Below are 20619 nucleotides of genomic sequence, written 5' to 3'. Positions count from 1 at the left end.
GCTCAGCCGTCTCCTTTCAGGACGTACCCGGCTCCTCTGACGGTTAGAATTAGCCTCTTCTCGCCATTCTCCTCAAGCTTCTGCCTGAGCATTGCGACGTAGACTTCAAGCACATTGGATTCGCCGCTATAATCGTAGCCCCATATCCGTTCCATGATCAGATCGCGAGACAGCACCCGCTTCGGATTCTGCATAAACAGATGCAGCAAGTCGAACTCCTTCGCCGTCAGCTCGATGCGACGATCTCCGCGCGCCACCTCGCGCGCATCCACATCCATTACGAGATCCTCGAAGCGAAATTGTCCGCCCTCGTCCGTTCTTTCGGGTCTTCTGCGCAGCAGCGCCCTGACACGCGCCATCAGCTCCTCCAGCGCGAACGGCTTTACCAGATAGTCGTCAGCGCCCAGATCGAGCCCTTTCACCCGATCGGACACCTCGTCTTTGGCGGTCAGCAACAGAATCGGCGAGACGATGCCCGCCTCGCGCAGCCTCCTGCATACCTCCCAGCCGTCCATCTTCGGCATCATCACGTCCAGAACGATCAGATCGGCCGCCTTCTGCGCGATCAGCTTTAGTCCTTCCGCGCCGTCCGACGCCGTCGTCACTTCATACCCTTCGAACGCCAGACTTCGCCGCAGCAGCGCCGTTATTTTCTCATCGTCGTCAATTACCGCAATATGGGGTCTCACCGAGAACGTCCTCCTCTATCGACAAGAGCGGGAATCCCTAATCGGTTTCCCGCTCTTTTCCAGCTTTTTCAATCCGTCTTTACTGCTGAACGTTGAATTCGTTTCTGTCTCCTATTTCGACGACGATCTCGATCTTCTTGTCTCCGCGCAGCACGTCGAGCGTCACTTTGTCTCCCACTTCTTTCTTCTGGATCGCCGCGATCAATTCCTCGTTGTTTTTGTAAGCCGTGCCGTCCATCCCCGTAATGACGTCGTATTGGCGCAGATCGCCTCTGTACGACGGGGAGTTAAAAATAACCTCCCGCACGAACGAGCCTTTCGTGTCTTTGTCGATGCCAAGCTGCTGAGCAATCTCCTCGTTGATGGTCATCAGAGTCGCGCCGATGAAAGGTACGGGCTTCTGCGGAATTTTCGTGTTCGTCTTCAAGTTCTCCAGCACTTCGGTAATCGTGCTTGTCGGAATGGCGAAGCCGATGCCTTGGGCCTGCGTGCTGACCGCCGTATTAATACCGATGACCTCGCCGTTCAGGTTCAGAAGCGGACCGCCCGAGTTGCCAGGGTTAATCGAAGCGTCCGTCTGCAGCAAATGCTGGTATTTGCGCGTGCCGCCGTTGTTGTCCTGAATCGTAATTTCCCGCTCATTGGAGCTGAGCACGCCGACCGTGATCGTATGCTCGAAGCCAACCGGGTTGCCGATCGCGACGACCCAATCGCCCATGTTCATGCTGCTGGAATCGCCCAACTTCAGCGTCGGGAAGTCGCTGCCCTCGATTTTCAACACGGCCAGATCCAGCTCGGGGCTCGTGCCGAGAAGCTTGGCGGTGTAAGGCTCATCACGGCCTTCGACCGCAACCTTGATCTCGTCGGCTCCGTCGATGACGTGCTGGTTGGTCAAAATGTACCCGGTCGAGTCGAACAGGAAGCCCGAGCCCATTCCGCTTTCCTGCAGATCGCCTTGGCCTTCGTCGCTTCTGTTGCTTCTATAGTTGTCTCCGAAAAACTGACGGAAGAACTCGTCCTCCCAAGTCGTTCCTTGGCGAGCCTTTGCAAACGTTTCGATTTTAACGACCGCCGGCGAAGCCTGCTCGAAAATCTTCGCGATATTGTTCGGCCGAACGACGTCCTCGCTATTGCCGACCGGGCTGTTCACCGGCTTGGCCGTCGTGTTCACCGCTTGCGGCGCATTCCCGAACAGCTCTCCCGAAAACCAATTTTGCCGGTCCGCCACAAACATCAAGGAGCCGACAACGACGACGCCCGCCAAGAATGAGGCGAATACCGCAAGAAATGAAGTCCTGCGCGGAGGTTTGGCCCCCCAGTCGCTCTTGACCGTTCCGCCGGATACAGTGAATGGCCGGTATTCCTTCGCCGCAGGAGTCGAAATCTCTACGACGCCCGGCGCCTCTTGGCGAGCAGGCTCTTCTCCGTACGGGCGGCTAGGAGCGCCGAACGGACCGAATGTATAGGGCTCCGTCTCCTTGCGCGTCTCCGAGAAGGAATCGTTCCGCGGTTCATCTCCGTATGTGAATCCTTGCGGCTGTTCCGATTTTTTGTTGTCGTCTTCCATCGAAATTACCTCCTCGCGCAGCCTTGAAGGCTGTCGCCGTTCTGATCTTGTAACCGTATCATAAACCCCATTCCTTAAAACTATCTTAAACGGAAATGAAGATGAAGTAAAAGCCGGGCAGAAAACAGCTAAAAAAGGGGCTGATCCATAAGCAGAGTTGCTTATGGAACAACCCCTTTGCGGGGCCGCAACGGATTGCGACATTGCGACATTGCGACTGGTTATCCGTGCCTTGGATAGATCGCCTCGACCTCGTCCAGCTTACGCCGGGCTTTATCGATCCAAGCGCTCTCGATGTCGTCGTCCGGATCGACCGGCGCGGAGAACTGATTGATCAAGCCTCCGACCGTACCCGCCCTCGCGCTGTCGTCCAGCCCCTCGTTGTATACGTGCTTAAGCACGTAAGGACAGCCAAAGCGAATTTCCGTATCCATCGGTTCGGCTTCGCTGTCGAGACGTCCCGCCGTGACTTCAAACGGCAATCTAAGCCATACGAGATTCGCTTCGTCCAGCGCGCAATCGAACGAGCCGTGATCATAATCCCAATTACCGCCCAAAGTAAAGCCCCGCTCGGACAGCAGTTGGCGCGAGACGCCGTAATCGTGAACTTGCGAGGTCAGAGAAGAATCGAGTTCGCGCATGCCGAGTTACCGCCTTTTTTCTTACTAGGCTTCCCATGCGTTGCCCGATTATCCTTATCGCGCTATGCTTCCTTGACCCAGCCTTTGCGATGCGCGAAAATCGCAAGCTGAGTGCGATCCTCGAGCTCGCATTTCATCAGCAAATTGCTGACGTGCGTCTTCACCGTCTTGATGCTGATGTGCAGCTCGTCGCCAATCTCCTTATTGCTCAGACCTTCGGCAATAAGCAGCAGAACCTCGCGTTCGCGTTCGGTTAACCCTTCGACCTCCGTGCTCGCGGAACGCTTGCGCAGCCCTCGCGTCAAAGCCTGCGAGACGTCCCCGCTCATGACCGGCATATTTTTGACCGCGCCCTGCATCGCATAGATCAGCTCATCCGCCGATACCGTCTTCAGCACGTAGCTGACCGCCCCGGCCTCGATCGCTTCGACAACCTTCTCGTCTTCCAGGAAGCTGGTTAGAATAATGATCTTGAGCCCCGGATAACGCGCCAACAGCTCTCGCGTCGTCTCTACGCCGTTCATCTCGGGCATCATCAAATCCATCAACACAATTTGCGGCATCTGGCCGTCGAACCCGCCCTGCTCCAGCTTGGCAACCGCCTCCTTGCCTCCGCCCGCTTCGCCGATCACTTCGAATCTGGAATCGAGCATCAAGTATGTCCGCAAGCCCATTCGAACCATCTCATGATCGTCGACGATCAGCACCTTCCACGTCGTTCCCGTCACTTCGCATTCGCTCCTTGTCCCATATCTTCTCCGGTTATCTGCAGCTCGTCCGGCTCCGGAGCGAACTTCGGAACCCATACCCGAACTCTCGTGCCCGAGCCCGGCTTCGTTACAATTTCCGCGTCTCCGCCCAGCTTCTGCGCGCGCTCCCGCATCGTCGACAAGCCGTACCCGCCGGCTCTGACCTGGCCGCCCTTGAAGCCGAGCCCGTCATCCTCGACGGACAGCGAGATTTGCGCCCCCGTATCTCCAAGCAGCAAGCGGACGCTCTTCGCCTCCGCATGCTTGACGACATTGGCCATCGCCTCTTGAATGATAAGGAAGAGTTGATGCTCCTTCGCTTCCGAGATGCGGTCGCCGATCTGGATATCCAGCGTTCCCTGGAGTCCGTTCTGTCGGCAATAATCGGGGAACCAACGGTCCAGAGCTTCCTCCAACGTTCTGCCCTGAAGCTCCATCGGACGCAGCTGCGCAATCAAGCCCCGCATTTGTTTCTGCGCTGTCGAAGACATCGCGATCAACTGCTCCATCACCTGCTGCGCATGCTTCATGTCCCTTTCGATGAGCTTAGGCAGCGAGGAAGCCGACATGTGCAGCGCGAACAGCTGCTGACTGACCGTGTCGTGCAAATCTCTCGCCAGACGCTTTCTTTCCTCAAGCACGGCGTCCTCCGTAGAGATCATCTCTTCCAGCGCTTCCTTCTCCCCAAGCTGCTGCAGCAGCTTGATGCGCGATTCGAGCTGCCCCATCATGGCGTTGACCTCGCGGTAGACTCCGGAGAATGCGTCTCCTTCCTCTTCCGGCAGTCGATACTTCCAGTTTCCGGCCGAAGCGTGCTTCATCGCGAGCTGCAGCTGATCGATTTTGCGCTGCATGCGCTGGCCGATCTGATACGTGACCGCCATCTGCAGCACGGCTAACGTCGCCATCCAGGTCAACCATGTTTCCAGAGACGGCGCGGAATCCGTGAAAAAAATAACGCCGTAGTATAGGGCAAACATAAGCACAATCGTAGCAAGACCGGCATAAATCGACGAAGCCCATTTACTCGTGCGAACTTTTCTGACCATCGATTAACCTACCTTCGTGACGCGCACGTCGCCGATGAAGCTGCTGACGATCAGGATAACGCGTTTGTCCGCATCCTGGAAAAACGGCGTTTCCTCCGTGATCTGGTTAAACAGCCCGCCGCGCTTCTGTCCCAGCACTTTGACGTCGCCGATCAGACTGCTGGATACGACTTGAATGCCTACGCCAAGATCGTTAGGTACATATACCTTAACGTCGCCGATAAACGAAGAGACATATACGCGGGTTTCTCCGACCGGGATTTGCGCCTTCGTCAGGTCCAGCGTCGTATCTCCGATAAAATGGGAGATATTCATCGGACGCAGCTCCCAATAATCTTTGCCGAAGTGCGCATCTCCGATAAAGCGGCTGTGCGCGTTTTTGCCGGCGTGCTTCCAATCCCACCAATCCTTATGGTCGCCTCCGTTCTTCCAGCTGCCGTAAGGATCCGGATTGGGAGGCGGGGGCGAAGCATGCTTCCGATTGTTAAATCCGTAATCGTCCGAATGCTCAGCTTTCGGCTCTTTGCCGAGGTTGATTCCCGAGCGTCTCTCGAAGTCCTCCAGTTCGGGAGGCGCGGGAGGCGGACCCGGCGGCATAGGCGGAGTCGGGGGTTGAGGATCTATCGGATTCCAACCTTCGTGCTTCTGATGATGCGAGCGAGAATTCCGACACGATGGACGATTCCCTCTGAAAATCAAGCTTAGTCCGAACAAAATAATCGCCACCGGCCCTAGAATTCGGATAAAGTCGCCGAAGCCCCATTCCACCAACCCGAGATTTCTTCCGAGAAAATAGCAGCCGACGAGTACTGTAATCAAATTCCACCATACTTGCTGAAGCAGCATGCCTTGCAAGCCGAATACGATAAGAAAAACCGGCCAGTAGGTACGGAACAAGTCCCCGATATCCATTGAAATCAAGCCGACCTGGTTCAGTAAAAATACGACGCCTACGACAACGATGAGCGCTCCCCATAGCAGTCGATGAACGATTGATGAATTCATAGCCCTGTCCTCCAACCCGTTGCGGATGTTAATCTGTTGTATTCAGTATAGCGAAAAGCTCGGCCTGCACAACAGCGGCGCGGGTTGGAAGTTGGCCTCGGTCTGCAGACCGAGATGCCCATGTAGAGAAAAGGCCGCCCTAGGTCGTCTTTTTCGACAACCCTCCGGACAGCCTCGCTTTGTTCATGATGCCGCAATATCGATTCCGACGATTCCGACGATCGTTCCGTCGTCCCGGCGCAGCGGCATGGACACCGTCAGGCACGGCTTTTTCGTAATGGCGGATAAGTATACTTCCGAGACGAACGTTTCTCCGTTCATCGCCCGCTTCCACCATTCTCGCCCTCGGGCGTTAAGCAGACCGGCCGCCGGCTCGGAGAATACGAACGATCCGTCGCTGCGGTTGGACCAGATCGCCTCCATGCCGGAGGAGCGCTGCAGCCATCCTCTCAACACGCTGCGGTGCGCCTCCTCCAACATAGACGCCAGTTCACGGTCGGAAACGATTGCGTGCAGCAGCTCGGTCCATCTATCCGTATCCGCCGCGCCCGATCCTTCCCAGACGCGCCCGCCGGCGCTTTGAACCGCGTCTACAAGCTCGTCGGCCGACTCCTTCAATTCCTCCGACACTCGCGCCAGATTGGCGATCTCCGCCCGCTGCCGTTCGTTCTGGGCCAGCGTCTCGTCGACGCTGCTCAACGTAATGCCGACGGATTGCACAACCTCCTCCAGCATCGCGTTCGTGGCTGCCGTTCGCTCCGCCTGCTCGATCGCGAAATCCAGCGTCCTGCCGACACGTTCGTCCACGTTAAGGAAGGAGTTGAAAATAACGTCCATCCGCTCGCGGGTCCTGCCCATTTCCGCCAGTCCGAGCGAGACCGATTTCTTCTCTCCCTCCACCGAGCTGACGACCTGACGGATGCCCGCTTCGATGTTATGCACGATTCCCGTGGAATTTTTGATCGCTTGGGCGCTTTGCTCCGCCAGCTTGCGAATTTCCTGCGCAACGATGGAGAAGCCGCGCCCGTGCTCTCCGGCATGAGCCGCTTCAATCGCGGCGTTCAACGCCAGCAGCGACGTTTGCGAGACAATTTCCTGTATCCACGCGTTGATCTCTCCGATCTTGGAGGCCTGAGCGATCAGAGCGTTTACCCGCTCCTCCATCGTGCCGTGATTGCGGGACAAGTCGTTCATCACCTCGTCCGTATGCGTCAACGATCGGCATACTTCGACGACGACGTCCCTCGCGTTCTTGCTCTGTAAGCTTAGCTCCTCCGTTGCGCCGCGAATTTCCCGGGAGGAAGCCTCCACCTCTCCGAGCGAAGCGAACGATTCTTCCAAGCGCAGCATCGCCGTCTGGGCATGCTGACGCAGCCTCTGCTCCTGCTTCGCCGCCAAGTTGGCGATTCCGTCAAGCTGGCCCATGCTGGAGTCTACTTCCGATACTGCGGCCTGGAGCCGGTCGGCGATGACCACCGCTTCTTCAATCATCTTCCGAAGCGCCGCCGGATTAGCCGCGTCCGATACAGCCGACTCGAGATCGACCGCTCCCGTCTGCCCGAACCGACTCAAATTCCGCTTGTCCGCTTCTTTTCCGTCATCCTTTAACAACCAACGCCGCCAATCCCCCATCTCCCCATCCCTCCAAACCCGACTATCATGATATGTAAGAATACCTAACATTATATAGGGTTTGTCGACAAAAAGGAAGGGACCTCTCGGCCCCTTCCCCATTAATACGAATTCAGCTTCCTGCTTTTCTTAACGCTTGGATTGGTTTTTCTGAGCGGCTTTGACGTTGGCCGCCGCGTTATTGTCATTCAGCTCCGTAGCGAATTCTTCCTGATAAGCATTCGAATTGCCAGGCTTCTGTTTCTTGTTCTTGGCCACTTCTCCCTCACCTCCACCCATAGCATGGACAGAGGGAGTTGTCTTTATGTGCGAGTTCGCAAGCTCTCTTTATGTATGCCCGCTCTCGTCGTCCGCCTGCGTTCTCAGCCGGGCTTTGCCTCTATGAATACGGGCTTTGACCGTGCCGACAGGCAGATCCAAAGCGGCCGCAATTTCGGCGTCCTTCAGCCCGTAATAAAACTTGTAAAGCAGCAGCGTCCTCGTCGTCGGATCCAGCCGTCCAAGCAAATCGGACAGCTCCGTCATCGCTTCCGGCTCGAAGACGAACGTCGGGCTGACAAGCTCGTTTTCCAGCATATCGTAGTTGGCATCGTGCCGTCTTGCGCGATTGGCGTTAGAGGCGAGGTTGTAGGCGATCGCTTTGGCCCAAGGAACCAGCTTCTCTTTGTCCCTCAGCGTAGCGCTCTTCTCCAAAATGCGCACCCAAGCTTCCTGCACGACGTCCACCGCATCGCTTTTATGCCATAGCTTATGGCGTACGACCTTTAACATCTGAGAATACAGCTCAGTCAACATCTCATCTTCCGATTGAAACGCTTTCGGTAAACGAGAATCGCGGAGGAAGTCCATGTAACCAGCCACTCCTAAAAGGACGCTTTTATTAAAGTACTCCTATTCTATCATATACGCGATAAAAAGAGAATAATTCCCACAAAGTAGGAAATAAACGACAGGAATCGGTAACTCCAGCAGAAACGGACAGCCTTGCCTTTGAGAATGAGGTTGGCGGGCGGTGCATGAGTCGTTGTGTCCTACCCACTAACCTGACGCACCAAAAAAGGCCGTTCCCCAAGCAGTTCCGATTGTCCAGATCCACTCCGCAACAATCCCTGCTTGGAGAACCGCCCTACTCATCTACAATACCTTAGTCGACCCGTTTGGAGGCGATTTCGCCCGTAATGCGAGCAATGAAATCTTCCACCGCTTCTGCGCCTAAGTCGCCTTCGCCGCGGCGACGCACGGATACAGTGCCATTAGCGGATTCCTGTTCGCCGATAACAAGCATGTAAGGAATCTTCTCCAACTGCGCCTCGCGAATTTTGTAGCCGAGCTTCTCGTTGCGCAAATCCGCTTCGACGCGAACGCCCGCAAGCAGAAGCTTCTCTTCCACCTGCTTCACGTAAGGCTCGTACACCGGGTTAACCGGGATGAGCTTCGCTTGAACCGGGCACAGCCATGTCGGCAGCGCGCCCGCGAAGTTTTCCAGCAGGAACGCGGTCATGCGCTCCATCGTGCTGATAATGCCGCGGTGAATAACGACCGGACGATGCTTCTTGCCGTCGTCGCCGACGTATTCCAATTGGAAGCGCTCCGGCAGCAGCACATCGAGCTGAGCGGTCGACAGCGTCTCTTCCTTGCCCAGCGCCGTCTTGATCTGCACGTCCAGCTTCGGACCGTAGAACGCCGCTTCTCCTTCCGCCTCGAAGAACGGCAAGCCGAGCTCTTCGACGACCTCGCGCAGCATCCGCTGCGACGTCTCCCACATCTCGTCGTCCGGCCAGTATTTCTCGGTATCCTTAGGATCGCGATAGGACAGACGGAAGCGATACTCCTTGATGCCAAAGTCTTCGTACACTTGGCGAATCAGGTTGACGACGCGCGTAAATTCTTCCTTGATTTGATCCTGGCGGCAGAAAATGTGAGCGTCGTTCAACGTCATTGCACGAACCCGGTGCAAGCCGGTCAGTGCGCCCGACATCTCGTAGCGGTGCATCGTACCCAGCTCCGCGATCCGGATCGGCAGGTCGCGATAGCTCCTCATGTCGCTCTTATACACCATCATATGGTGCGGACAGTTCATCGGACGAAGAACGAGCTCTTCGTTGTCCAACTCCATTTTCGGGAACATATCTTCCTGGTAGTGCTCCCAGTGACCGGAAATTTTGTACAGCTCCACGTTCGCCAGTACCGGCGTGTATACGTGCGTGTAGCCGAGCTTTTCCTCCAGGTCGACAATATAACGCTCCAGCGTGCGGCGAACCTTCGCTCCATACGGAAGCCAGAGCGGCAGGCCTTGTCCGACCTCGCGGGAGAACGTAAACATTTTCAGCTCGCGGCCCAGTTTGCGGTGATCCCGCTTCTTCGCTTCCTCCAGGAAGTGCAGATGCTCGTCCAGCTCGGCCTTCTTGGCAAAGGCAGTGCCGTATATCCGCTGCAGCATTTTATTTTTGCTGTCGCCGCGCCAGTAAGCGCCGGCAACGCTGAGCAGCTTAAACGACTTGATGCGTCCGGTGGACGGCAAGTGAGGGCCACGGCACAGGTCGAAAAATTCGCCCTGATCGTAGATCGTAATTGCAACGCCTTCCGGCAAATCGCGAATCAGCTCCAGCTTGAGAGGATCGTTGATCTCCTCGAAAATGCCGAGCGCTTCCTCGCGGCTCACTTCGCGCCGGGTGATCGGCAGGTTCTCCTTAACGATCTTCTCCATTTCCTTCTCGATCGCCGCCAGATCTTCCGGCGTAATCGACTGCTCCATGTCGATATCGTAATAGAAGCCGTCCTCGATGACCGGACCGATTCCCAGTTTAACCTTATCGCCTCCATAAATCCGCTTGATCGCTTGCGCGAGCAAGTGAGCCGTGCTGTGACGCATCACTTCCAGCCCTTCCGCATTGTCGAGCGTCACGATTTCGAGCGCGACGTCACCGTCAATCGGCGTATTCAGGTCGACGACTTTGCCGTCCACCTTGCCGACTACCGCGACTTTACGCAAGCCGGGGCTGATCGATTGCGCCACCTCTTCGATCGTGACGCCCGCATCGTAGGTGCGCACGGCGCCGTCCGGCAATTTCACTTGTACTGACATTTCGAATGCCTCCTTCGTCTTGTGGGGAAACAAAAAAAGCACCTCGTCCCGAAAAGGGACGGGTGCTCTGTATGCGGCCCGTGGTTCCACCCTCCATCAACCGACATCGCTATGTCGATCCTCCGGCATGAAGCTAACGGTCATGACCCGGCAGGAAATACTGCAACGGCGGATTAAGCCGTTAAATTCCTTCCTGCAGCTCGAAAGGGGTATCTGTCAGTCGTTACGGAAGGAACTTGCAGCCTAAGGTTCCTCTCTCTGGACCGTCCGGTTCAGACAGCATTGTCTTTCTCATCGCTTTTGAATGTGGATTTCATACTGCTTATTATATCGATTGTGTCCGATATCCGTCAATATCCCGCAGCAACTAACAGCTCCGGCTCCCTTAATGAACCGGAAGGTCGGGATATAGCGACGCCCGATCTCCGAAAATGCCAATGATCGTACGAATGACTTGCGCTTCAGGTTCCGGCGTATGGATATATAGCTGACGTGGCGAAGCGACAAGCAGCCGACTAACCAGCAAGCTTTCCTCTTCCTCGGTCTCCTCCAAGCTTTCCTTCCCGCCCGAGTTCGACCGTCCCAGCGATTCCGGCTCGACTTCGTCGGCTTCTCCGAGCGGACGCAGCTCCTCATCGAGCAACCGGAAGGCATGCCCGCCGGAATGCAGAACATGAACCGTCGGCGTTCTCGATTCCTGCCGCTCCACCATCGACTTAAGCAAGGCCATGAATTCCTGGTACTGACGCTCCATCATTCGCTCTTCAATTGCCGCTTCGGCCGCTTCCAGAACTTCGGCTCGGTAGTCGGAGAGGCGGAACCTCAGAAAGCCTTCCAGGTTCAAACGTTCATGCTCCGCCAAATACTGCGAAAACTTGTCAGCCAGCTTCTGCCGCCTGCGCTCCCTTCCACGGCCCATCCACCCGCTGTCCGCTTCCGGCTCGCCGTCCAGCAGCGCAACGGCTTCCGCAATCATTGCATCGAGCTCCATTGCATCGCTTAAGCTGAACTTGGATCGAAACAGCTTCCTAAGCAGCGACGGCTCTTGCTCCGACAGCGTATATTCCGCCAACACCTTTCCGACGCGGTCGCATGACTTCTTTTTTCCTTGCGGCCCCGGACCGATCGGGAACTGACAGCGAATCACGCCGTCTTCCTGGCTTAACTCCCATAGCACACTGTCCACCGGAGCGTCAGCGTCTACGAACGTTCGGCTCAGCATGCCCGCCAGCCGTTCCAGCGAAGGAGGATCGCTTGCGTATGCCACGACGAACTTCATCTTTTTTTTCATTTCCCCGCCTCCACCCTTCCGACTCGTTACTTAACTATATGGTGGCCCAAAAAGGGATATACGATGGCAGGGCGTTTATGGTATATTTTATAAAGTTTGATCAAGAAAGGACGTCCCTATGTCTTTATCGTCGTTTTCCAATCGTCAGATACGTTGGAATCGGTTACTGCTGAAGGGCTGCTGGGTCGTGTTCCTGCTATCCATAGCCACTGAGTTCCTTTATTTGCAAGTAACCGAACTGCCTGCCGCGCAATTCATCTCCTCATACATCGTCCGACCGGCGGCAATCATGGGAGTCATCCTGATCGCTGCGGAAATCAGCCTTCGTTATTTTTCCAAGCATCACGACTACATCCTCATCACGACTGCCACTTTGTTAACCTATACCGTCACCTTCGTTCATTCTTCCTTGGAGTATCTCCTGTTTCTTCTGTTTTTTCCGATTTTGATCAGCATTTTTTATTTCCAGTACAAAAAACTGGTATACGCCATCTTGATTACCGGCGTCGCTTTTGCCGCACTGCTTGCGTTTAACGGCGAGATCGAGGAGCGCATGTCAAGCGCGGGAGTGCTGACGATGGCGATCATTTTGCTTGTATACAGCGGAATCGGATTCGGCATTCTTGCCAGAGGCAAAGAAATTTTGAGTCATTTGCGCAGCTCGTACGAATCGAATCAGGAGCTGCTTGTGCGGACGATAATGATGGACAAGCTGGCGAAGACGGACGCGCTTACCGACACCTACAACCACATGGCTTATCACGAATATACGGACTACCTTGTCGCACAGGCGGACAAAGAAGTGTTGCAGCTGCATCTGGCCATTATGGATATCGACAATTTCAAGAAAATCAACGATACGTTCGGCCACAAAGCAGGGGACGTCGTATTGCGCAAAGTCGCTTCGATCGCCCGCTTGAAAACCGGAAGCAACGACTTCGTCGCTAGGTACGGCGGAGAAGAGTTCGTTATTTTGTTTACGGAGAAAAGCTTTCAGGAGGCGTTCGATCTGGTCGAGGATATTCGCAAGGAGATTGCCGCCTCGTCGCACGACACGTTGGACGGAAGCAATGTAACCGTCAGCATCGGGCTGAACGCCTACATTCCGGGAATGGGCAAGGAAGAACTGTTTAAGCTGGCGGATGCGGCTCTGTACGAGGCGAAACGCTCGGGCAAGAACCGCACCGTCATCGCCCAGCCTGAACAGACGCCGCAGCATCTTGCCGCAAGCGGAAGCTGTTGAGCGAAATAAAGGGCCGTTCCCGGGTCGCAAATCGCCCACGGGAAAGGCCCTTTATTTATGAATCAGTTCTGCATGACGTAATCCTTCTCGGCGGTCTCGCTTTCCCCGTACACCTTCAAAATCTCGTACTTCGTGTTGCGCTGAGCCGGAATTTTGCCGCTTTCGCGAATCAACTTAAGGATAAGTTCGATATTGACTTTATGCGTCGTGCCTGCGGCCGAGACGACATTCTCTTCGATCATCGTGCTGCCGAAGTCGTTGCAGCCGTACTGCAGCGACAGCTTGCCGATCTCCGGTCCCATCGTTACCCAAGACGACTGGAAGTTCTGGATATTGTCGAGAGCGATTCGGCTAATGGCCAGCGTCTTCAGATACTCCTCCGGCGTCGCCTTCTCGCGCTTCATGTTCGTGTTGTCCGGCTGGAAAGTCCACGGGATGAATGCCAGGAAGCCCGGGGACGGATAGCCGTTGTTCAAGCATTCGTCCTGCGCGTCGCGTACGCGCAGCAGATGCAGCGCCCGCTCCTCCATCGATTCGCCAAACCCGATGACCATCGTCGCCGTCGTGTTCATGCCGATTTTGTGCGCGGTCGTCATCACTTCCATCCAGTCTTTCCAAGAGCCCTTCAGACGGCTGATTTTCTTCCTCGTCCTATCGTCGAGAATTTCCGCGCCGCCGCCCGGCAGCGAGTCCAGGCCCGCCTCGTGAAGCTGTCTGACGACATCCTCGATCGGGATGTTGCCGGCCACGACTTGCATCTTGCGGATTTCCGCAGGGGAGAACGAGTGCATGGTGATGCTCGGGAAGCGCTGCTTGATGCCGCGCAGCAAGTCCAGATAATAGCTGAACGGCAAGTCGGGATTCGTCCCGCCCTGCATCAATATTTCGGTGCCGCCCACGTCGATCGTCTCCTGAATTTTCTGGAAGATCGCTTCGTCTGGCAGCACATAGCCTTCCTTGGAGCCCGGCGCCCTGTAGAACGCGCAAAAACGGCAATAAACGTCACACACGTTCGTGTAGTTGACGTTACGCCCCACGACAAACGTCGTGATCGGCTCCGGATGCTTGGCCAGCATAATCCGGTTAGCCGTATGCCCCATCTTTTCTATTTCATCGCTCTCGAACAAAGCAACAATATCTTCCTGTTGAAGACGTTTGCCCTGCAGAGCGCCTTCCAATATCCGATCCACTTGACTCATGTTCGGACCCTCCTCCTCGGTGGACTGCTGTCCTCTTCAAACCTTATCCCATCGTAACATAAAAACACCGCGGGAGTCACCTAAGAGGCGACAAGTCCGCGGCGATGTTGAATCCGATCCTTCGTTTCCTGAAACATCTGCCGTTCGTGCTCATGCAACAGTACGTTTGGTCGCGCGAAGTAATAGCCCTGCCCCATATCGACTTCGAGCTTGAACAGGATGTCGGCTTCCTCCTCGCGCTCGACTCCCTCCGCCACAATCTCGCAATTCATCTCTCTAGCGGCCATGACGATGGCTCGCAGCAGCGATTCCTTGATGGCGATCTGGTCGACATGCTTAATGACCGAACGATCGATCTTGATCAGCTCAGGAACGAGTTCTCCGATCCATTGCAGACTGGAATAGCCCGAACCGGCATCGTCCACCGCAAAGCGGAAGCCGTGCTGGCGGAACGATCCCAAAATGGCATTCATTGCTGTAAAATTTGTAATCTGGTGGCGCTCCGTAATTTCAAAAATCACCTGCCGAGCGCTGAGCGACGGACTCCGTTCCAAGCATTCAAGCACATGGGAGAGAAAAAGAGGATGCGACAGCGTCACTGCGGTTATGTTCAGAAACACCGGTTCCTTAATGCTGCGAGAAGCGATCTCGTCCAGCGCGCGCTTAACGACGAGAAATTCCAAACGGCTGAGAAGTCGGCTCTGTGTGGCGAAATTGAACAGCTCGTCCGGAAAATGCAGCAGAGATCCTTCCGGCCCCCGCGTCAGCATCTCCCATCCGAACACGTCTCCCGTCGTCAAATTCATAATTGGCTGCGCTAATACGGTAATCGTCCCGTTGTCCAGGACATGCTCCAGCTCGCTCCGAAGACTCTGCATCTGAGGCGTGATTGTCCCCGTTGCCAACGCCAACGCGGATTGATAGCTTTCCAGCAGCAAAATTTCGGTTGGCGCATCGGACGCGGGGGCGGCGGAAAACGGCACTGAAGCAGAAACGACGGTCAGCGTATTTCTCCATTCGGGGCGATGCCCCGCCAGACCGACCTCCAAGTCGGTACGCACTCCGTCGAGCAACAGCCGTAATTTCTCCGGCACAAAGCTGCTTTTCTCTTTGAAGTATCGGCTCTCGGTCAGCATAATAAGCTCGGTGTCGGAATACTGAACTAGCGCGATTACCTCTTGCTCCTCGAAACGGTTCATTGCGGAGATGCGAAGATGACGACGGGCGGCTTCCAGAAAGTCGGACCATTCGCCGCGGGAAATCTCCTGCTTAACCGGATAGCAATCCAGCTTGAACAACGTCAGATAGCAGTCCTTGCCTCGTCTGATTCTCTTGTTCAACAAGGAAACGGTTGGGCGGCGCAAGGTGAAGTCCGGCGGATAGAACCTAAGCAGCCGGTCAGGCAGCAGCATGCGGCATGCCCATGAAAACCGGTCGATCATCTTCTGCATTCTCAAGTTCCATCATCCCTGTCTTGAAATAGATTGGAATATTATAACACAAAAGGAGCGAAGACGGTTAGAGAAAACAAAGCAAAAAACCGCAAGAATCGACACAATTCCTGCGGCTTCTACTTTGTTAGGAACGGGTTGCGCTTTCTTCTCGAATCGCTTCGACAAACTTATCGAGCGCCTCGAGCAGCAAAGAGCGCGGACAGGCCAGATTCACCCGCAAGTAGCCGGCTCCTTGTTCGCCAAACACGGAGCCTTCGGTGAAGGCGACGCCCGCTTTGTCGAACATGAGCTGCTTCAGCTCCGCAGGCTTGTTCGAGATCGCCGTGCAGTCCATCCATACCATGTACGTACCTTCCGGCGACATCGCCTTCACCTGCGGCAAATGCTCCTTCACGTAAGCGAGCAGCGCGTCCCGATTGCCCTCCAAATAGACGAGCAATTGATCCAGCCATTCGTCGCCGTGCGCATAGCTCGTCTCGGTCGCGGTCAGTCCGAAGTACGACTCCATGTGGATGGACAGCGTTTTGAGCGCCGCATTGTACTGACGGCGAACGTCCGCATTCGGGATGACGACGGCCGCCGCCTGCAACCCGGCGAGATTAAACGTTTTGCTTGGCGCGATGCAGGTAATGGAATGCTGCGCGCTCGCCTCCGACAAGGAAGCGTACGGCACATGCTTATGCCCGGAGAAGACGAGATCGTGGTGAATTTCGTCCGCGACGACAAGCAGTCCGTGCTTCGCGCAAATTTCTGCGACCCGCTCCAGTTCCTCGCGCGTCCATACTCGTCCGCCGGGATTGTGCGGCGTGCACAGCAACAGCATTTTTGCCCCGGCCGCCGCCTGCTTCTCCAGCAGCTCGAAATCCATCTCATAGCGGTCATTGCGAAGGACTAGCGGATTGTTCACGACCTCCCGCCCGTTCATGCGAATGACGTCGTAGAACGGATAATAGACCGGCGATTGTAAAATGATTCCGTCCCCCGGCTGCGTAAATGTCTGCACCGCCACGCTCAGCGCCGGCACCACTCCCGGGCTGGAAGAGAGCCAATCCTGCTCGATCCGCCATCCATGGCGTCGCGACAGCCATCCGACAATGGCGTCGTAATAGCTTTGAGGCCGCATCGTATAGCCGTAAATGCCATGCTCCGCTCGTTGTTTGATCGCGTCCACGACTTCCTTCGGGGGTTGGAAATCCATATCCGCTACCCATAAAGGCAGAATATCGGGACGACCGAACAGCTTCTCCGATTGATCCCACTTGTAGGAGGCCGTTCCCGTCCGGTCGATGCGTCTGTCGAAATCGTATTTCATGCGTTTTCCTCCGATTCGTTTTACCCGTTGATTTCCCGCTCCGCAGCCTCGATTGCCTGCCGCAGATCCTCCAAAATATCGTCCCCATGCTCAAGTCCGACGGAAAACCGCAGCAACCGGTCGTCCACGCCGACCGCGCGACGGATTTCTTCCGGGATGTCCGCATGCGTCTGTACCGCCGGGTAAGTCATCAGAGACTCCGCGCCTCCCAGGCTTTCCGCAAATGCGATCAGCTTAATGTGGCGCAGGATCGGTTCAATCGTGCGGGCATCCTTCATTCGGAAGGAGAAGATGCCTGTATTGCCGGAAGACTGGGCGTTCTGAATCTCATGTCCGGGGTGATCCGGCAGCGCCGGGTAGTATACCTCTTCCACGGAAGGGTGATCCTTAAGCCACTCAGCAATCTTCGTCGCGTTTGCCTGGTGCCGCTCCATCCGCAGCGCCAGCGTCTTCATGCCGCGCATCAGCAACCAGGAGTCCTGGGGAGCGAGCACTGCGCCAATCGAGTTGTGCAGGAACGCCACGTCCGCGGACAATTTCTCGCCCTTAGTTACGATGAGACCCGCAAGCACGTCGTTATGGCCGCCCAGGTACTTGGTTGCGCTGTGGACGACGATATCTGCGCCAAGCTCGATCGGCCGTTGGAAGAACGGCGTCAGAAGCGTATTGTCCACAATCGTGAGCAGGCCGCTGCGCTTCGCCCAAGCCGCCACCTTGGCAATATCCGTAATCATCATCAGAGGGTTCGTCGGCGTCTCGATGAGCACCGCCTTCGTATTCGGCTTGCGATGCGATTCCAGGGCATCCAGATCATTCGTATCGATATAAGTCGCCGTCACGCCGAACCTGGACATCACCTGCTCCAGCAGACGGTAGGTTCCGCCGTATAGATCCAGCGATACGAGCAAATGGTCTCCACTGCTGAACAAAGAGAAAACGATCTGCAGCGCGGCCATGCCCGAACTAGTCGCGAAGCCTGCGTCCCCTCCTTCCAGGTCGGCCGCCGCCGCTTCCAGCACAGCGCGCGTCGGGCTCTTCGAACGGGAATAGTCAAAACCCGTGCTTTGCCCGAGGCGAGGATGCCGGAAGGCGGTGGAAGGATAGATCGGGAAGCTTACCGCTCCCGTCTGCGGATCGTTCTGCGACCCGATTTGGGCCAAGCGACTTTCAATTTTCATAATGATTCAAGCGCCTCCTAACGAATTGGTTTGCGACTTGGCTTTGCCTAGCTCATATGGCGTTGCTTGGTAAACGTAATAATTCAGCCAGTTGGAGAACAGCAGGTTGCCGTGCGCTCTCCAGGTGGATAGCGGGAACTTCGTCGGGTCGTCGTTCGGAAAATAGTTCTTCGGAACGTTAACCCGCAGTCCTTTGGCTTTGTCTCGGTCATACTCCCACTTGAGCGATTGCGGATCGTACTCGGAATGGCCGGTCACGAAAATCTGTTTGCCGTCCGCTGACGCCGCGATGTAGACCCCGGCCTCCTCCGATTCCGACAAAATTTCCAGTCCCGGCGCTTTCTCCACGTCCTCCCTCAACACTTCGGTGTGGCGGGACTGAGGCGCATAGAACATTTCGTCGAAGCCCCGCAGCAGAGGCGTATTCGGTTTCGTCACTCCATGCGCGAAGACGCCGAACATTTTGTCCTGAAGCGGATATTTCGGAATGCCGAAGTGGTGATACAGCCCTGCCTGCGCTCCCCAGCAAATATGGAAGGTGGACGTCACGTTATCGACCGACCAATCCATAATTTCCTTCAGCTCTTCCCAGTAGTTCACTTCCTCGAACGGCAAGTGCTCGACAGGAGCGCCGGTAATAATCATCCCGTCATACTTCTCGTCTTTAATGTCTTCGAACGTTTTATAGAAGCTGGACAGATGCTCAGTGGACGTATTTTTGGATGTGTGCGTCTTCGGATGCAGCAATACCGCCTCCACTTGCAGCGGAGTATTTCCGATCAGGCGCAGCAGTTGGGTTTCCGTCGTTTCCTTGGTCGGCATCAAATTCAGGATCGCGATCCGCAGCGGGCGAATATCCTGATGATACGCGACGCTTTCATCCATGACGAAGATGTTTTCTTGTGCCAGCACTTCCTTGGCCGGCAAGTGGTCCGGTACTTTAATCGGCATATTCATTCCTCCTATTGGGCCGAATGTTGCATGTCGCCAAATAAAAAAACGACCCCAAATGAGTTCAGGGTCGTGTATCCGTCAATCGTACGCGCGCCCCTCTCATCTGTCAGAAACATACCGTTTCCGCAAGAATTAGCACCGTGCGTATAATAGCTACGCCGGTTGCCGGGCTTCATAGGGCTAGTCCCTCCGCCTGCTCTTGATAAGATGGCCATCATTATTTGGTTGTCGGGAAAACTACCCTTAATGTACCCGAAATCGCGGGGACAGTCAAGGTGTCGTTTATGCGCGGACCGCCGTCTGCAAAGGCTTGATTTTCTCCTTGAAAGGTTTGGGGGGTGAGGATTATACTTATCACGTTAACCAACATTATCGACAAAGTCCACGCGACTGCAAAAAGGGGGGAGCCGGGCATGGAAGGCGATAAACCGAAGCCGGATGGAAGTCACATAAAAAATGCAGGATCGATTTCCGTCATTGGCAAGATAACGATGTCCGGCCTCTTCCGGATAATCTATATCGCTTAGGCGGAGTCGTCCTGCATGAACGGAAACGGACATGCAAAAGGAGCGATTCCCATGAAAATCAGACTTGTAAACAATGGCATATTTACGCCGATCGACAGCATTGAAGAAACATTGATTGCGCCGAAAAACGGATTTTACTGGATTGACGCGGACGTAGACGATCTGGTCGTCCTTCAGCCCCTGTTCGGGCTTCACGATCTGGCCGTCGAGGACTGCTTGACGGAAGAGGAACAGCGGCCCAAGCTGGAAATTTACGAAAACCAGTATTTTCTTGTGATCAACAGCATCCGCTTCGACGATGAGGAAATTTTCCTGCGGGCGGTGAACCTATTTCTCGGCCGCCACTATCTGATCACGGTTACCCGTCAGAAGATCAACGAAATCCGCAGCGTCAAGCCGATACTATGGGAGCAGGAGGTCGATACGGCCGACCGCTTCATGTACCACCTCGTCGACCTTGTCGTCGACAATTACATTACGGTAGGCGACAGGATCGAAGCCCGCATTGAAAGCCTCGAAGAAGATATTCTCATGCATACGAAGAAATCCCATCTGACCGAGATCATTGGACTTCGAAGCGAGATTTTGTGGCTGAAGAAAGCGCTGGGACCGCAGCGAGATTTGATTGCCACGCTCAACAAGAAGGATTTGCGCCTGATCGACAACGATTTGCAGAAATATTTCGGCGACATTCACGAGAACGCGGTCAAAATTTATGAAACGTTCGAGACTTACCGCGACCTGATGGGGAACTTACGAGAGGCTTACCAATCCAGTCTGGCGAGCCGCGCGAACGAAATTATGAGAGTTTTTACCGCTCTCACGACCATTTTCATGCCATTGACCTTTATTACCGGAATTTACGGAATGAACTTCGACTATATTCCCGGAATGCATTTCGCCTACGGTTCGGTTGTTCTGATCGTCTGTATGACCGTCATCGGCATTGGCATGTTTTACTTGTTCCGCAAGAAGGATTGGCTATGAAATCGAGCCAACCCGCGCCCGATCCGTCCGATAGGCGAACGATACGCCCTTAGAGCC

The 20619-nt window shown here is 55.2% G+C and carries 18 protein-coding genes and 1 riboswitch; of the genes, 2 read left to right on the top strand and 16 right to left on the bottom strand.

Annotated features, from left to right (window positions below; translation table 11 throughout):
* Nucleotides 1–2: 2 nt before the first annotated feature.
* The 11 genes from DFP98_RS21845 to DFP98_RS21800 all read right to left on the bottom strand — a co-directional run bounded on the left by DFP98_RS21845 (nt 3) and on the right by DFP98_RS21800 (nt 11708).
* Entirely contained in the window at nt 3–689 is a 687-nt protein-coding gene (locus DFP98_RS21845; RefSeq protein ID WP_116062731.1) for a response regulator transcription factor, read from the bottom strand.
* 79 nt (nt 690–768) lie between these two features.
* Complete coding sequence (locus DFP98_RS21840; protein ID WP_116062730.1) at nt 769–2256, bottom strand: S1C family serine protease; 1488 nt, start codon at nt 2254–2256, stop codon at nt 769–771.
* Nucleotides 2257–2477: 221 nt separating this feature from the next.
* Nucleotides 2478–2897 carry a YugN family protein gene (locus DFP98_RS21835; RefSeq protein WP_116062729.1) on the bottom strand — a complete coding sequence of 140 codons (420 nt, stop codon included), beginning with the start codon at nt 2895–2897 and terminating at the stop codon, nt 2478–2480.
* Between the two features lie 62 nt (nt 2898–2959).
* Complete coding sequence (locus DFP98_RS21830) at nt 2960–3625, bottom strand: response regulator (RefSeq protein WP_256442684.1); 666 nt, start codon at nt 3623–3625, stop codon at nt 2960–2962.
* The gene (locus DFP98_RS21825) at nt 3622–4695 is read right to left on the bottom strand and encodes a HAMP domain-containing sensor histidine kinase (protein WP_116062727.1); all 1074 of its coding nucleotides are present in this window, start codon (nt 4693–4695) and stop codon (nt 3622–3624) included. Before DFP98_RS21825 ends, DFP98_RS21830 begins: the two co-directional genes overlap by 4 nt.
* 3 nt (nt 4696–4698) lie before the next feature.
* Nucleotides 4699–5700, bottom strand: a complete 1002-nt coding sequence (gene liaF, locus DFP98_RS21820; protein ID WP_116062726.1) for a cell wall-active antibiotics response protein LiaF — start codon at nt 5698–5700, stop codon at nt 4699–4701.
* A 183-nt stretch (nt 5701–5883) separates the two neighbouring features.
* Nucleotides 5884–7332 (bottom strand): methyl-accepting chemotaxis protein, encoded by a 1449-nt coding sequence (locus tag DFP98_RS21815; RefSeq protein ID WP_181917844.1) that lies wholly within the window; start codon nt 7330–7332, stop codon nt 5884–5886.
* Between the two features lie 129 nt (nt 7333–7461).
* Entirely contained in the window at nt 7462–7590 is a 129-nt protein-coding gene (locus DFP98_RS40015) for a hypothetical protein (protein WP_281275150.1), read from the bottom strand.
* A 69-nt stretch (nt 7591–7659) separates the two neighbouring features.
* Entirely contained in the window at nt 7660–8127 is a 468-nt protein-coding gene (locus DFP98_RS21810; RefSeq protein WP_246016634.1) for an RNA polymerase sigma factor, read from the bottom strand.
* A gap of 349 nt (nt 8128–8476) precedes the next feature.
* A complete protein-coding gene (gene thrS, locus DFP98_RS21805; RefSeq protein ID WP_116062723.1) occupies nt 8477–10417 on the bottom strand; it encodes a threonine--tRNA ligase in 1941 nt (646 codons plus the stop codon).
* 385 nt (nt 10418–10802) lie between these two features.
* Nucleotides 10803–11708: a putative sporulation protein YtxC gene (locus tag DFP98_RS21800; RefSeq protein ID WP_116062722.1), complete on the bottom strand. Its 906-nt coding sequence runs from the start codon at nt 11706–11708 to the stop codon at nt 10803–10805.
* A 118-nt stretch (nt 11709–11826) separates the two neighbouring features.
* Here DFP98_RS21800 and DFP98_RS21795 point away from each other — a divergent pair, with 118 nt between their 5' ends.
* Nucleotides 11827–12951, top strand: coding sequence for a GGDEF domain-containing protein (locus DFP98_RS21795; protein ID WP_116062721.1), 1125 nt, complete (start codon nt 11827–11829; stop codon nt 12949–12951).
* Between the two features lie 62 nt (nt 12952–13013).
* Here DFP98_RS21795 and mqnC read toward each other — a convergent pair whose 3' ends face one another.
* From mqnC to metA, 5 genes are all read right to left on the bottom strand, one after another.
* Nucleotides 13014–14150 carry a cyclic dehypoxanthinyl futalosine synthase gene (gene mqnC / locus DFP98_RS21790; protein ID WP_116062720.1) on the bottom strand — a complete coding sequence of 379 codons (1137 nt, stop codon included), beginning with the start codon at nt 14148–14150 and terminating at the stop codon, nt 13014–13016.
* 80 nt (nt 14151–14230) lie between these two features.
* On the bottom strand, nt 14231–15601 hold the full coding sequence (locus DFP98_RS21785; RefSeq protein WP_116062719.1) for an EAL domain-containing protein: 1371 nt from the start codon (nt 15599–15601) through the stop codon (nt 14231–14233).
* Nucleotides 15602–15728: 127 nt separating this feature from the next.
* Nucleotides 15729–16916 (bottom strand): MalY/PatB family protein, encoded by a 1188-nt coding sequence (locus tag DFP98_RS21780; protein ID WP_116062718.1) that lies wholly within the window; start codon nt 16914–16916, stop codon nt 15729–15731.
* Nucleotides 16917–16936: 20 nt separating this feature from the next.
* On the bottom strand, nt 16937–18094 hold the full coding sequence (locus DFP98_RS21775; RefSeq protein WP_116062717.1) for a PLP-dependent transferase: 1158 nt from the start codon (nt 18092–18094) through the stop codon (nt 16937–16939).
* A gap of 6 nt (nt 18095–18100) precedes the next feature.
* Nucleotides 18101–19045, bottom strand: a complete 945-nt coding sequence (gene metA, locus DFP98_RS21770; RefSeq protein WP_116062716.1) for a homoserine O-acetyltransferase MetA — start codon at nt 19043–19045, stop codon at nt 18101–18103.
* 99 nt (nt 19046–19144) lie between these two features.
* Nucleotides 19145–19257, bottom strand: a riboswitch (SAM riboswitch).
* A gap of 369 nt (nt 19258–19626) precedes the next feature.
* On the opposite strand from metA, the gene corA reads away from it, so the two are divergent.
* The gene (corA, locus tag DFP98_RS21765) at nt 19627–20562 is read left to right on the top strand and encodes a magnesium/cobalt transporter CorA (protein ID WP_116062779.1); all 936 of its coding nucleotides are present in this window, start codon (nt 19627–19629) and stop codon (nt 20560–20562) included.
* The last annotated feature ends 57 nt before the right edge of the window (nt 20563–20619 follow it).

This window comes from Cohnella phaseoli, assembly GCF_003386235.1.
Classification (GTDB): Bacteria; Bacillota; Bacilli; order Paenibacillales; family Paenibacillaceae; genus Cohnella; species Cohnella phaseoli.
The sequence above is the reverse complement of the archived record's forward strand: the minus strand, read 5'-3'. Positions and strand labels throughout refer to the sequence as shown.